General features: G+C 52.2%; 10 protein-coding genes. 5 read left to right on the plus strand and 5 right to left on the minus strand.

Features of this window, described 5'->3' with window-relative positions; translation table 11 throughout:
• Nucleotides 1–20: 20 nt before the first annotated feature.
• The 4 genes from ACL2XF_RS14990 to ACL2XF_RS15005 all read left to right on the plus strand — a co-directional run bounded on the left by ACL2XF_RS14990 (nucleotide 21) and on the right by ACL2XF_RS15005 (nucleotide 5,090).
• Nucleotides 21–1,226 (plus strand): PfkB family carbohydrate kinase, encoded by a 1,206-nt coding sequence (locus ACL2XF_RS14990; RefSeq protein ID WP_413722214.1) that lies wholly within the window; start codon nucleotides 21–23, stop codon nucleotides 1,224–1,226.
• A 153-nt stretch (nucleotides 1,227–1,379) separates the two neighbouring features.
• The gene (locus ACL2XF_RS14995; RefSeq protein WP_410016265.1) at nucleotides 1,380–2,342 is read left to right on the plus strand and encodes a sugar ABC transporter substrate-binding protein; all 963 of its coding nucleotides are present in this window, start codon (nucleotides 1,380–1,382) and stop codon (nucleotides 2,340–2,342) included.
• A gap of 182 nt (nucleotides 2,343–2,524) precedes the next feature.
• Nucleotides 2,525–4,081: a sugar ABC transporter ATP-binding protein gene (locus ACL2XF_RS15000; RefSeq protein ID WP_413722212.1), complete on the plus strand. Its 1,557-nt coding sequence runs from the start codon at nucleotides 2,525–2,527 to the stop codon at nucleotides 4,079–4,081.
• Nucleotides 4,074–5,090, plus strand: a complete 1,017-nt coding sequence (locus ACL2XF_RS15005) for an ABC transporter permease (protein WP_413727095.1) — start codon at nucleotides 4,074–4,076, stop codon at nucleotides 5,088–5,090. Before ACL2XF_RS15000 ends, ACL2XF_RS15005 begins: the two co-directional genes overlap by 8 nt.
• 124 nt (nucleotides 5,091–5,214) lie before the next feature.
• Here ACL2XF_RS15005 and ACL2XF_RS15010 read toward each other — a convergent pair whose 3' ends face one another.
• Together ACL2XF_RS15010 and ACL2XF_RS15015 are read right to left on the minus strand one after the other, a co-directional pair.
• On the minus strand, nucleotides 5,215–5,847 hold the full coding sequence (locus tag ACL2XF_RS15010) for an aspartate/glutamate racemase family protein (protein WP_413727096.1): 633 nt from the start codon (nucleotides 5,845–5,847) through the stop codon (nucleotides 5,215–5,217).
• A gap of 118 nt (nucleotides 5,848–5,965) precedes the next feature.
• Nucleotides 5,966–9,793, minus strand: coding sequence for an NAD(P)-binding protein (locus ACL2XF_RS15015; RefSeq protein WP_413727097.1), 3,828 nt, complete (start codon nucleotides 9,791–9,793; stop codon nucleotides 5,966–5,968).
• 900 nt (nucleotides 9,794–10,693) lie between these two features.
• Between ACL2XF_RS15015 and ACL2XF_RS15020 the strand changes: the two genes are divergently transcribed.
• Nucleotides 10,694–10,987, plus strand: a complete 294-nt coding sequence (locus ACL2XF_RS15020; protein WP_410016270.1) for a CsbD family protein — start codon at nucleotides 10,694–10,696, stop codon at nucleotides 10,985–10,987.
• Between the two features lie 199 nt (nucleotides 10,988–11,186).
• On the opposite strand, the gene ACL2XF_RS15025 is transcribed toward ACL2XF_RS15020, so the two are convergent.
• From ACL2XF_RS15025 to ACL2XF_RS15035, 3 genes are all read right to left on the minus strand, one after another.
• Nucleotides 11,187–12,308 carry a JmjC domain-containing protein gene (locus ACL2XF_RS15025; RefSeq protein ID WP_413727098.1) on the minus strand — a complete coding sequence of 374 codons (1,122 nt, stop codon included), beginning with the start codon at nucleotides 12,306–12,308 and terminating at the stop codon, nucleotides 11,187–11,189.
• Between the two features lie 375 nt (nucleotides 12,309–12,683).
• Nucleotides 12,684–13,460: an SDR family oxidoreductase gene (locus ACL2XF_RS15030; RefSeq protein WP_410016272.1), complete on the minus strand. Its 777-nt coding sequence runs from the start codon at nucleotides 13,458–13,460 to the stop codon at nucleotides 12,684–12,686.
• Between the two features lie 30 nt (nucleotides 13,461–13,490).
• Entirely contained in the window at nucleotides 13,491–13,964 is a 474-nt protein-coding gene (locus ACL2XF_RS15035; RefSeq protein WP_413727099.1) for a YhcH/YjgK/YiaL family protein, read from the minus strand.
• Nucleotides 13,965–15,012: the final 1,048 nt, after the last annotated feature.

The following is a 15,012-nucleotide window of genomic DNA, read 5'->3' on the forward strand; positions in this document are numbered from 1 at the left end:
GGGTTCCGGGGTAAGACTTGATGAACAAAAGCGAAAGACAAAAAGCGATTCGAGTTAAGCTGGTGAGGGATAAAAATGTCTATGTCGCAGAGCTGGCGAAAGAGTTAAGCGTCACTACACGCACCATTCGCAATGATCTGAAAGAATTGAGTTCACATGCCAACTGCATGCTATTTCACGGCGGCGCTAAGTTAGCTGAGGTCGCTGATGAATCACTCTTTGAGAAATCCGTCATCAATACCATTCTCAAAGGCCTGGGTGACAGCAGCATGGATTCTTATACGGAATCCGATCAACAAGAAAAGCTTCTCGACGACGGCATCTATATTCTCGGCTCGTTCAATGTCGATATAGTATCGGAAACAATGATGTTGCCGCAAATAGGTCAAACCATCCGGTCATCGTCCACTCATTTTTATGCCGGCGGCAAAGGAACCAATCAGGCGGTGGCGGCAGCGAAAATAAATAATAACGTTCATCTGGCAATAAAATTGGGAATGGATGAATTTTCAGAGAAAGCGAGAAAATACATTACCAATACTGAAATTTCCTCGTTCACTATTTTTGAAAATGAAATAGCTGCCACGGGGATCGCCATTGTCTGGGTTTCCAATACCACTGGCGATAACATGATCAGCATCGACCTTGGCGCCAACGAAACCTTTACACAAGAAGATATTTTATTCGATTTAAATATCATCCAGAGCTGTAAAGTATTTTTAACCCAGCTGGAGAATAATTTCCCCATCACCCGTTTTGCCATTATGCAAGCTAAATCATTTCAGTGCGTAATAGTAGTGAACCCTGCGCCCTATGTCTCGGAAGTGAAGGAGATATTGCATTTAATTGATATTATCACGCCGAATAAAATCGAGGCGGAAGCGCTGTCCGGCATCGCAATCACCGATATTCATTCAGCAAAAACCGCGGCGAAAAGCATCCATAACCAAGGGGCTAAATGTGTCATTATCACGCTCGGCGAGCGGGGTTGTTTATTATTTGACGGCGATATTTTTACCTATGTTCCCGCCTATAAATCAGCGGTAATGGATACCAGCGGCGCGGGAGATGCTTTTACCGGCGCATTGGCCGGATGCATAGCCAATGGTAAAAAATTAACCGATGCCGTGCGATATGCCTGCGCGTTCGCCTCCCTGAAAGTCGAGCGTAAAGGGGCATCAAATATGCCGAACAGCTCGCTGGTTTATCATCGAATGCAACAATAGATTCTTATTGGCTGTTTCACCGATAAAGGAGGTCTTTTCATTTATACCCACGTTTTGCGTACCGTTGCCGGCGGAACGGGGTATACGCACAACAGGGCTGTGGCAACCGCAACGCTGTTGTCTTTATAGTGTCTCTCTAGAAAGGATAATTTCATGAAAAATGTACCATTTCTTAAAGTTATAGGTGCCGTTGCGGTACTGGCGTTTTCCGCCGCCGCTGCGTTGCCGGTTTCCGCCGCTGACACGCAGCATCACAAACCCAAGATCGCGCTGGTCATGAAATCACTGGCAAATGAATTTTTCCTGACGATGGAAACGGGTGCGAAAGATTACCAGAAACAACATGCCGATAAATTCGATCTTATTTCCAACGGCATTAAAAATGAAACCGACACAGCTAATCAGATTCAAATTGTGGAACAGATGATTGTGTCAAAGGCGGACGCCATTATTATTGCCCCGTCGGACTCCAAAGCCCTGGTACCCGTGGTTAAAAAAGCGATTGATGCCGGCATTATTGTTATCAATATCGATAATCAGTTTGATGCCGCCGTTCTGAAGGACAAAGGCTTAAATGTGCCCTTTGTCGGCCCGGATAACCGTAAAGGCGCTAAAAGCATCGGGGATTATTTAGCAAAACATCTTAAGGCCGGCGATCAGGTGGGCATTATTGAAGGCATCCCTACCTCGACCAATTCCCAGCAGCGCACGCAGGGCTACCAGGATGCCATGGCGCAGGCAGGCATAAAAGTCGTGTCGGTACAGTCCGGACAGTGGGAGATTAATAATGCCAATGCCATTGCCGCGGCGATGTTAAGCGAATACCCCAATATCAAGGCGTTATTGGCGGATAACGATAATATGGCGCTGGGCGCGGTTTCCGCGGTTCGCGCAGCCGGGAAAAAGGGCCAGGTCCAGGTGGTGGGCTATGACAATATCGCGGCGATCAAACCGATGCTGGCCGATGGGCGGGTATTGGCGACCGCCGATCAGTTTGCCTCTCAGCAGGCGGTTTTTGGTATCAATGCCGCGTTAACCGCCCTGGAAAACGGGAAAAAGCAAAGCGAACTGGCCAGCAGCGTAGAAACGCCGGTCAAACTGATCGTCAAGCAATAAACACCCGGGCCGCTGAGCGGTGCTGATGCCTGGGACCGGAATATCCCTGTGGTTTAACGTTGCCGCTCACGCCGCGGCAGCGTTAAACGCCAAGGGTTAGCGCCAAACAAAGCGCACCTGTTCCCGGTATTTTGACCCGCCCGTTAACGCAGTTATGCTGCCATCACCGGATAACCCTGAATATGACAGACCGGCATGAAATTCTAGCAATAAAGGGTATCGGCAAAACCTATAGCGAGCCGGTGCTGACGGATGTGAACCTGAAATTATACCCGGGAAAAGTCCTGGCGCTGACGGGTGAAAACGGCGCGGGTAAAAGCACGTTATCCAAAATAATCGGCGGCCTGGTCATACCCACCACGGGCACTATGCTGTACCAGGGCCAGCCTTATACGCCGGCGAGCAGAAAAGACGCGGAAAAAAGAGGTATCCGCATGGTGATGCAAGAGCTCAACCTGCTGCCAACCCTTTCGGTGGCGGAAAACTTATTTATCGATCAATTACCTCACCGCGCGGGCTGGATCAATCGCAAACGCCTGCGCGACATGGCCCGGCCGGTAATGGCGTTGGTGGGCCTGCAAATGATTGACCCGGATACGCTGGTCGGTGAACTTGGCCTGGGCCATCAGCAAATGATTGAGATTGCCCGTAACTTAATCGGTGAAAGCCGCATCCTTATTTTAGACGAACCGACAGCGATGCTAACCAGTCGCGAAGTCGAATTATTGTTCAGCCAAATTAAGCGCTTTAAGCAGCGCGGCGTCTCGCTTATCTATATTTCCCATCGTCTGGATGAACTGGCGATGATTGCCGACGATGTTACCGTCTTACGGGATGGCCATGTCGTGTGCACAGACGATATCAGACGCTACAGCAGCGACCAACTGGTGTCGTTAATGGTGGGTCGCGATCTGGAAAGTACCCTGGATATCAGCGCGCGCCGGCAGGGCGCGCCCATTTTAAAAGTAGAGCACTTCAGGCGGGGTCATATTATCCAGGACGTTTCATTGACCCTGCATCGTGGCGAAGTCCTGGGGATCGGTGGATTGGTTGGCGCGGGACGGACCGAATTATTGCGCGCCATATTTGGTGCGGACCCGGTGGAGCACGGGCAATTATCCGTGGGCGATCCGCTGCTGCCGGTCACCCTTCGCTCCCCAGCCGACGCGATCCGCCACCGGATTGCGCTGGTTACCGAAGATCGCAAAGGCGAGGGGTTGCTATTGCCGCAGTCTATCGCCGCCAATATCTCCCTGGGAAACCGCGATAAAATAAGCCGCTTCTCCGTGGTCAACGCGCGCCATGAACAGCGTTTGGCGCAAAAACACATCGACAACCTGGGCATTCGCGCCACGGGCAGCGGCCAGCCGGTCGAAAGCTTGTCCGGAGGCAACCAGCAGAAGGTGCTGATCAGCCGCTGGCTGGAGCGCAACTGCGACGTCATTTTATTTGACGAACCAACGCGCGGGATAGACGTGGGGGCCAAACGGGATATCTATTTACTCATGAATGAGCTAACCCAGGACGGCAAAGGCCTGATCGTCGTGTCCAGCGACCTGCGCGAATTAATGCTGATTTGCGACCGTATCGCCGTCCTTTCCGCCGGGAAATTAGCAGGCCTGTTTACACGCGGCGCCTGGACGCAGGACGGTATTCTGGCCGCGGCATTTTCCGGCTATCAACAAACAGAAAAGGTTGCCGCCACCCAGGCCGGCCCAGGGAAACCACTCGATGCGTAAAACACCATTATCTCATCACACCGGGCCGCTGAATAGGGAATCACTACAGGCGGAAAAAAGGTTATCGCCCTCTACCTGGCGGGGCCTGAGCAGTTATCTGGGACTGATCGGCGCGCTGCTGGCGATGATCGTGCTGTTTTCCTTTCTCAGCGATCATTTTTTAAGCATGAATACCTTCAGCACCATTGCCAATCAGATTCCGGATTTAATGGTGATGTCGGTAGGGATGACCTTTGTGTTGATCATCGCGGGCATCGATCTTTCCGTGGGCTCGCTGCTGGCATTAGCCGCCGCCGTTGTCAGCGTCACCTACCTCAATCTGCACTGGAATCCCTGGCTTGCCGCGCTGTCGGGCGTGGCGCTGGCGACGCTCGTGGGCTCGCTTACCGGATTTATCACGGTCTTCTGGCGTATCCCTTCGTTTATCGTGTCGTTGGGCATGCTGGAAATGGCGCGGGGAGCGGCCTATCAATTAACCGATTCCCGGACGGCCTATATCGGTTCAATTTTTGATTATCTGGCCGATCCGATTGTCCTTGGGATCTCGCCATCGTTTGTGATCGCCGCCCTGGTGATTTTATTAGGGCACCTGGCATTAACCCGTACCATTTTCGGCCGCCATCTTATTGGCATCGGCACCAATGAGGAAGCCGTACGCCTGGCGGGAATCAATCCCGGTCCCTATAAAATCGCGGTATTTGCCCTGATGGGGGGATTATCCGGCCTGGCATCGCTGTTCCAGGTCGCCCGTCTCGAAGCGGCGGATCCCAACGGCGGCGTGGGTATGGAACTGCAGGTGATTGCCGCCGTCGTCATCGGCGGCACCAGCCTGATGGGCGGACGCGGTTCCGTCATTTGCACCTTCCTGGGCGCTTTGATTATTTCAGTGCTGGCGGCGGGACTGGCGCAAATAGGCGCAAGCGAACCGACGAAACGGGTCATTACCGGCGCGGTTATCATTGTGGCCGTGGTGCTGGACACCTACCGCAGCCAGCGGCAAAAAAAATAACGCCCCGGCCCGGTGCCGCGCACAGCGCATCCGATGGCATAGACATCGGCTCTGTTGAGCTATGCCCTGATGAAAATAGCGCCGCCCCCCTTAACCGATCGCCAGGAGCCGGCGACACATTATGTTAGCGCGGCGCCAGCTGGCTGATAAACAACCCCGCCGCGCTGACCGCATCAATGGCTATCTTGCCTAAATGACGGCGGATGCTGTCGGCCAGGGCGATGGTGGAAAACCCCGTACAGGAAAAAGCAATGACTTCCGCGCCCTGGCGATAAAGCGTATCGGCGCAAGCCAGCGCGCTTTCCCGCCCCTGAGCGCTTAAAAGATCCGTCGTGTTGAAGACCCCTTCCGGCCGCGCATAAACCACCGCTTCGCCAAGCAGTTGTTTAAACGGCGCCGGCGCGCCGGCCCCTATCCCCATCACCGCCACAGGACGTTTAAGCATGGCGGCCACGCTTGCGGACGCGCTGCCGGCCCCGATGACGGGAACGGTCACTGCCCGGCGCAGTTCCGCCAGTCCCGGATCGGCCGCACAGCTCAGGAATAATGCATTACAGCCTTCCGCTTGCAGCGCCTGTCCCAGCGCGATAATTTTCGGTATTGCCAGGGACTGGCTGGCATCGTCATAAATACCTTGGCGCTGGTCGGGGATGCAACGACTCAGGGAGATCGTCCCATACTGCTGTTGGATCAGACGGCCATGCTCTTCCACAAAGGCCCGATCGTCATGGGTTAAGACTCTGATAATGCCCAGCATAAAAAACTCCTGTTAAACATCACAATAGCCCGCGGCCAGAACGTCAGCATACAGGGTAGCGCCCGTAAACGATAACGCCGGCCGGCAGTGATCTGTTTAACCTTAGCATCATCCGTTCCTAGGATCCCGCGCCCTGCCGATAGGCACGGCTTTTCACCTTTTCAGCCGCTGTTTTCCCGGCGATGAAAGCATGGTCGGAATTATAATACTCCCATTCACTGTAGCGCCCTGACAGCACGATATCGTGAAGCAATAGCCACTGACGCACCGTGGCAATATTCTGCTCACGGGCATGATCGTAAATCACGTAGGCATAAGGAATGTCAATTTGGTTAGCCGTGATAACAGTATCCTCCGCGCTAAACATCCCCACGGCAATACACTCGGCGATGCACCTGTCGATAAGCTGTTTTCCTTCTGCGGGGAGCGGTTTGAGCGGTGAATAGCTTATTTCGCAGGTCAATCCGCACCCGCCGGGAGGGTTGCATAAGGGACTGGCGTTGCCCTGGACGAAAATCCGATGAAAAACGGTATTGCCGGCAAAATAAATCCAATGTTTATCGGTCAAATTTGCGCGACCGATACCCAGGTTAACGCAGCGGACCGACACATGGCGTAACCCGGCCGCCGCCGCCCTGACGTCTACAGGAACCTCGTCTCCGATGATGCGTATCAATTCCGGCAGCGGCATGGTGCTGATCAACTGCTCATAACTGTATTGCCTGCCGTCGGCCAGGACGGCGATATGCTGGTGCGCCAGGATTTGCTTCACCTCGGCGCCGGTTTCAACCGTACCGCCGATATGCGGCAGGAAACCCGACATCAACGCCTGAAAGCCGCCACGCAGCGGATACCCGAAGCGCGCATTAGGTCCCATGGGCTTGGCTGTCGACCCCAGGGCGCCTTCAATGATTTGCGCCAGGTCAGGCAGCGGCACACGCCCGCCCAGCCAGGAGGTTTCCATATCCGCGAGCGGAACCGTCCATAATTTCTTATTGTAAGGAATGGCGAAATGCCTGGCGATGCCGGCACCCCAGGTCCGGTAGATAAACTGCTCAAAATCTTCTTTCCGTCCATGCCGGTCGGCGGCGCGGCCAAGAACAAAATCCGGTACCGCGCCATCGGCGCAGCAGTCCGTATGCGTGCCATGCTCCTCCACGCCATGGGTAACGCAGCGTTCTGTTAGCATCGGCGCGCCGGCGGCGACGGGCGGTTCATAACGCGCCGCTATCGCCCCAAGGATACATTCCTTTATGATAGCGGCCGGCAGTCCATGCAACGCGCCCTGAAAAGGATAACGGGTGTAAATACCGTCGGTGTAAATCCATGCCTCACGCTCTTGCCAATGGATATTATCGCCCAACAGCATGTCATACATGGCGAGGACATAGGGATCATTGGAAAACATGATATGCCCTGCATAATCAAAGGTGAAGCCGCGATCTTCGACGGAGCGGCACCATCCGCCTACCGTCTTGTTGCGTTCAAGCAGCAGGGCCCCCGAACCATAATGATATGCAGCGCTCAGCCCCGTCGGCCCCGCGCCGAGGATAAGACAGCGGACGGGCGATGCGCTTGCCGGGTGGGGCGGCGTCAGCCGTAAAGCCGGCGTTACCGGCAATCCTTGCTCCGCCTGCGCGACAGGCGTGTCCGCTGTAGGACGAGATGGCGAAACGGTCAGCTCATTTTCTATTAACTCATGCATCGCCTGCGCTGTTTTGTCCCAGGAGGTCGCATCAACAATGGCTTTCATTTGCTGCTGTTGCATTGCCCGGGATGCCGGCGGTATAACCAGCGCGTCTTCACAAGCGCGAATAAAGCCTGCGTGATCCTGTCCGATAGCGACGACATGACCGTAAGGTTCCTCAACATCGGTAATGGCGCTGCTCACCACCGGCAATAACGCCGCCATATATTCAAGCACCTTGGTCGGGCTGATAAAACGCGTTGATGCGTTCAGGGCAAAAGGCATTAAGCAGACATCCCACCCGGCAAGAAACTGGGGCAATGCCTGATAAGGCTGCATGCCAAAGTAATGAATATTAGGCCGCTGGGGAAGGAAAGCAGGATCTATTTTGACTACCGGCCCAACCATTATCAACTGCCATTGCGGATGCGCATCCGCCAGGGCCGCAAGCAAAGCCAGATCCATGCGTTCATCAATCACGCCGAAATACCCCAGCCGCGGATGGGGCAGTTGATCCTGGAGCGGATGATGATTTGTCCTGTCCCGGGCTTGTTCAAAATGAATGGTATCCACACTGCTGGCAAAACAGTGCACATTAGGGTGTCGCCCCGCCTTGGCGGCATATAAACTGGGACCGCCGGTAAAAACGATATCGGCACGCGCCAGCAAGGCGGATTCGCGTTGCATAAGTTGTCTGGGCGCTTTTTCAAATGCGGACAGCTCATCCATGCAATCATAAATAACCAGCGCAGGAGTAAAGACAGCCAGTAACGGCAACGCCATAGGCGTATAAAACCAGACGATGGGCATCTCGTTTTCTGGCATTAACTCAGCAAGAAGCTGTTGAATATAGGGAATCTGGCTATCATGGAAACCTGCAGCCTGTATAGGCGTATGCGGCTGGATAACAGTGATATTCGGCGCCGGGGTCGTTATATTCAGGCCTGGTTCCAGCAGAGAGAAAATAGGTTCTTCTATAAAAAAGATTCTATAATGTTGCGCCAGGCGCGTCATGAGATGCTGAGGGCGTTGAAAAACGAAATCCCAGCGCAGATGGCTAAAAACGTATATATTTTTCATAATATAAGTATTTTCTCCGGCGCTTGCTAATACGCCTAATTGTCTTTGGAAAAGCGCCAGCATATGCTGGGCTCGCAGGAGAGCAGAGGCATAAACAGCATCCAGTATCCGAGCCAGCGGGTCCGGCCCCTCACGGTCGAGGTCCCATAATCCGCTATGGTGCCAGACGTTCTTATTTTCCCAGTCAGGTCGGTCGATAATGGGATAAAGACAAATGCCCAGCAGCTCGACTCCCGCTATTTGCGCCTGGGCGATATCGGCGGCAATCTGGCCTATCCAGGCTCCGCGTCCGCTGCCCACGTGACTGGTTTCCGCCAGGAGTAGGGGTCGTTTGTAGCGATGGTAGAGCTCTTGTAACATATCGTGCAGGGGACGGCGCCGCGGGTCGCCCAAATGCCAGAAGAGCCGTTGGTTATTTTCGCTTTCCCATTGGTTATCATGATAATAATTGGCTCCAATGATATCCAGATAGCGCGGCGCGCCGCCCAGTTCAGGCGCGCTAACGCCTGACAGCATGTCCCAGGATTCAAACTGGGCGGCTTGCCAATCAGCGGCCTGCCGCATCCCCTCAGGGCGGCTATCCGAAGCCACGGTAAAAATAATCGGGTCACAATGTAGAATCCGCGCCCGGGGATCAGCTGCCCAAATAGCATCACATGCGGCAAGACTTGCCCGAACCAATTGGCGTTTACTTGATTTTCCTATCTCCACGCCGGGCGGCGCGGAACATGGAAATAACCCCACCGAAATACCCCAACTGGTAAAAGAGATTTCATTTATCGGCGAATAGACGGGGGCATGGGAATAATAAGGCCGTAAAAACGCGGCCACGGCGCCGCATAAACGGGCGAAGCGGGAAACAAAGTCTGGCGAAAACACATCAATATCTTCCGGCCAACCGTAATGGCATATCGTCCAGCATAGTTGCATGCCTGATTTATTTGCCGCCGCCATCCGGACCGCCAGGGAAGAAAAATCATAACCCTCCTTACCTTCAACCAGGCGCCAACCGACACTTTCTCGAACCGTTGTAATATTAAATGCTTTTAACGCGTTATAATCCTGCAGAACGCGTTCTATGTGCCCGGTTGCCTCGTTTAATGCAAGTATTTCACCCAACCGGTTGCGATGATCCGCAGCTTCAAATCCCGCCTGCCAAAAACTGCTGAAAATAGTCATGCCGCCGCCTCTAGATATTAAAATTTTATCTCTTTGTTAATCGGCCGTAAGAATTATGCGTTCTAACTAATATTCAGGCATGGGGCATGAAGACCCCGCTGACTTGCCGGATAACAAAATTCAAATAATTGATATTTTTTATTTAAAACAGAAATACAGACGCCGAATGCCTGTCGCTAACAAAGCATATCCATGAATAACGCGTCTCGCGGCAAAATGGCGGGAGAGACTTAAATAAAACTTACCTTTCTTTTACCATACTATAGAACATGGCGAAAATTTCGCTAACCCGTCATGTATTATTTTTTACAATTATTATCTAGCTATCTGTTTTTGATAAAAATTAAATATTACCGCTGCGCTTAAATACGTTTAACACCTTAGAATAGATAACTATTTATCTTAAGTGGCGTTAAACAGTACCAGGGTATTTTTCGCGACATTGCATTATAGATGCACCGCGGTGGATTATATTAATTTTTACAGCAGCTTATCGATGCCGTTAAGGATAAGGCATTATCCGCTGAATACCGCCATGATCAGCGTTTTCGCAGATCCCCCTGGCGATGACCCCAGTCGCCTGACGCTGCGCAGGCGCAAAGCGGTGGCCGGTTATTGCCTTAGTAACGCCAGTTACGCCACCGTGGAATCGTCAGCAGAACCCGCCATCCGGCCAGGGACAAGCCTGGGCTATCGCCCACATTTCTTTTGCCCGTTTCCAGCCGCGGTTCTGACTGCCGGTATGCTCGCCTGGACAAGGCCTTTTCAGCGTAGCGGCCATGCCGCCGACCCGGGATGGGCTTTGCAATATTCCAATAGTCCGAAAGCTGGCCTGCGATTATGTCTATTAGCAAAACTTAACTACGCTTATTCTTGTCGATAATTAAAGGAGGGAAAGTTATGTCTGAGATCACAAAAACCAATAATGACACCATCGGTGATGTTGCCGACAAGGCAAAGAACAAAGCAGAACAATTCGCTGGGGCTGCCCAGAAAAAATTCGGCGAGGCCGTAGATTCCCCCGAACAAGAAGCTAAAGGCGCCGCCAGGCAGGCCACGGCGAAAGTCTCCGAAGCATTAAACGATGCGGCTGCCGGTGTTAGGGAACATGTCCGTGAAAACCCGCTGGTGGGACTTGCCGCCATCGGCACCATCGGACTGCTGCTCGGCTTTATCCTGGGCCGCAGCAAATAAGATCATGGGGCGTGTCCAGCGCCCCTTTCTTCCCTGTATTCACCCACACTGCCCATGACGATCGTTACCGGGCCCGTTCCGCGCAGCCTTGGTAATCATTACCACTGTTTCTCCGCCGGCGATGCCGAGCCCCCACCCTGTCGCGTCGATGCGTTGGTGCGCGGACATCCCTGAAAATGCCATTCACGGCGCCTGTAGTCTATTCGTCAAGGAACCAATAACCCTGATTAACCAGCCCGGTTAACGCCGTAACGAAAGCCGGGTTGTCCAGCGCCTTGCCCAGCGCTTCCCTACCGATAAGGGTGTGGCGGCACAGGGCGTCGGCGCCTGCGGGATCGGCCGTTTCCAGCCGTTCGCTGTTGACGAAAAAGCTCTCGCCGACCTGCAGGACCCGCAAACCGCCCAGGCGCGTCAGAGCCTTGCCCGCCATCAGGGCGCCGACAATCTCCTCTTCCTTGTAGAGCGGCTGTGCGGGCGCGATATCCAGCTCGTGGCGCGGAGTCGTCGCGAAGCGGCCAAACCACTGGGCAAAATCTTCCGGCTGATTGATCATCTCGATCATCATCGCGCGCAGACGGTCCAATTCAGCATCTTCGACACGGCCCGGATGTTCCCGGCACGTTAAATCAGGATCGCTGTAGTGCTCGCCGCCCAGATCGTTTTCCAGCGCATAGTCGGCGAAGCTGCTGATTAAATCCCTGCCGTTTGGTCCGCGAAAGCCTACGGAATAGTTAAGGGCGGTTTCGTGAGTGAAACCGTCGTGCGGAAAACCGGGCGGAATGTATAAAATATCGCCGGGCGCAAGGTCTTCATCAATGATGGGCGTAAACGGCTCGACGTGCAGCAGCGCCGGATGCGGGCAAAACTGCTTCAGGGGCAGTTTAGCGCCGACACGCCAGCGGCGGCGTCCCATCCCCTGGATGATAAAGACATCGTACTGATCGATATGCGGTCCGACGCCGCCGCCCGGCACGGAAAAAGAAATCATCAGGTCGTCTAAACGCCAGTCCGGCAACACGCGAAACGGACGCACCAGCTCGGCAGACGGGGCATGCCAGTGGTTAACGGCTTGGGCCAAAAGCGACCAGCCGGTTTCACCCAGATTATCAAAATGCTCGAACGGCCCATTGCTGGCCTGCCACTGGCCATTTGCATGGCTGACCAGCCGGCTGTCAACCTCTGCCTCCATCGCCAGGCCGGCCAGTTCGTCCGGCGTAATGGGATCGACAAAATCCGGGAAGGCGTTTTTTAATATAACGGGTTGTTTTTGCCAATATTTCTCTAAAAACTCGGGCCAATTGAGATTAAGTTGATAAGCCATGCTTGCACGCCAATAAGAAAACAAACGGGCCTGATTATAAAGGGCCGCACGCGGATGCCGCCTTGTCATGGGTCAACCTGGGCGTTCAGCTCAGCAAAATAACCGCTGCCGGCAAAAAGATGCCCTGCGCGTTTTCCCACGCTAGTAATGCGTGACGCCATCTGGAGTAATTGACTGATATTTTACCATTTTTATTCAAGACATCAGTGAGGTAACGCTGAACGACTGACGCTTGCAGGCCCGGAGGAGGATGCCGGGCCTGCGACAATAGGTGCAGTGATTGAGAACCCCGTTGATAAGCGCGCTATGGTACAGCCTCATCGTCCCTGATAGCGCCGGGGTCCCAGGCAATAATGATTAAGACTGAGCGCCGGTTTATCCGCGCCCGACAAAGGGCATATTGCTGGCCATTACCGTCATAGTGAGAATATTTGCTGATAAAGGTAACGCCGCCATGTGCCGCACCGCGTCAGCAATATATTTAACGTCGACCATCGGTTCCGCCGCCGTGCGTCCATCCGCTTGCAAAACGCCTCTGGTCATCCGTTCCGACAACGTGGTCAACGCGTTGCCGATATCAATCTGGCCGCAAACGATATTAAACGCGCGCCCGTCCAGAGCAATGCTTTTCGTCAAACCCGAGACGGCATGTTTACTGGCAGTATAGGGCGCGGTGAAGGGCCGGGGAGTATGTGCGGAGATCGAACCGTTGTTGATGATACGTCCGCCCTGGGGCGTTTGTTTCCTCATTAAACCGAAGGCCGCGCGGGCGCAAAGAAATACACCGGTGACATTGGTATTAATGGCATTGAGCCATTTGTCCAAGGGCAATTCATCCATTGGAACGGCGGGCGCATTGACGCCCGCGTTATTAAACAACACATCAAGGCGGCCATACCGTGTCGCGATTTGGGCAAATAACGCTTCCACGCTTTCAGGGTCGCGAACATCTGCGGTTATGGCAATCGCCTGCTGTCCCGCCGCCTTTGCCGCATCCTGGACTTCAAGCAGGGGCTCAATGCGCCGCCCGGTGAGAACAACAGTAAATCCGTCCTGGAGCAATCCCAAAGCAACGGCTCGGCCTATACCGCTACCGGCGCCCGTGACGAGCGCTATCCTGGCGTTTTCTACTTGCTGTATTGACTCGGACATACCTATCTCCTGTAAATTGTATTACCTGAATTATACCAACATGCTCAAGTGGATTTTGAAAACCACTTTTAGTATGGATGTATCATTACCGCTACGGCCTCGAGTCCGATGGATATCATCAGGAAAAAAAATACCAAACTCCCCCGGCCCCATGGTTAAAACATCTTGCCGAGTGTTGAGATCGTAATAAATCATATCGCTACCTGGCGTTTTGTCTTCTGTTATCTTTACGCCATCATCCACGCGAGAAAAGCCAATCTTTTCCTCCCCAGACAACAAATACTGAAAGTCAACATATTCCACATGGGATTCCGGTTTGCATTCACTCAGGTCAATGGTGTCGTACGATTGCATAAAAAAGAAGAGCTTATCAGGAATTATGATGTGTTTACCCACCATAAGACCGGCTAAATCATTGTTGCGTATATAATCTATTATTGTATTGAACACCGGATGAAATGCGCTTTGTTCTTTATTCCAGTCGGCCAGTTTACTGAATATCATTGCGTATCCCTTCAGAATGAATCATGACGTCGTCATCAACCGGCAGTAAGTATAAACAATCCGTAAGACATAACAGATGTTATTACACCCACAACCCTCGTTTGTGCCATGGCGTTAAACCACTGCCAAGCAAATGCAACATTACATTTACACTAAGACGTTTTTTGCCGCGGCATCCCATATAAATCGCACCTAAAACGGAAGATCGTCAGAAACAAGCTCCGCAGGAGATTATTCCCTCTGCCGGGTATTTACCGTGCACTTTTTTTTGCCAATGTTACTGCGATAATGCTGAAGTATATTAAGTATAAATCAAATTGCTGGCCCAACGGTTATGCAAATGCACATTTTTAAAAATTGATCAGCGCGACAATCTAGGCAATTGACCGCTTATCAGTGACCGATATCACGAAAACAAACCCATTGCGACTCTCTATTACACTCTGAGCGAAACAGCCCGCCGCGGGTTGACTGTTAAAATCCGTAAACCTCGCGCAGGTACCCTCATTGGCCCCGTGCAGCCTTTATCATCGCGCTTGAGCAAGCGCATCAGCACTATTTCTTTTTAACCAGGGTAACGCGATACGGTTATAACAAAATGAGACGGTAAACACATGGACACAAGTAAACCATAAATCAATTAACATTTATATGTGATGACTATCATATAATTGATATAAATTTTCAAAATATCATTTATTTTAAAAATGATGCGACATATTACGCATATTTTTCCAATATAACGTAAATTCAAATTTATTGTTCAAATTTGGGATTTGCATCAAATTATCTTGGCTTATGTACCAATTTTATAATTTATCTTTGAGCTTTTGCCCAATGCTGTTGTTTACATATCTTTGCATAGTGACTGCAATTAAATAATGAAAAGATAATATGGATGCTGATCGATTATAAACAACGGCTGTTTCTGGTATCAAAATGTCGATGTTACCCATCCGTATGTTAATTGCTTGGGGTGTTATTAGTCACATTGCCTGCAAATGTTAATTTATATCATCATGGGATTAGGATAATTCGCTGCGCCGGA

It is taken from the genome of Sodalis sp. RH19, from assembly GCF_047324215.1.
Classification (GTDB): domain Bacteria; phylum Pseudomonadota; class Gammaproteobacteria; order Enterobacterales; family Enterobacteriaceae; genus Acerihabitans.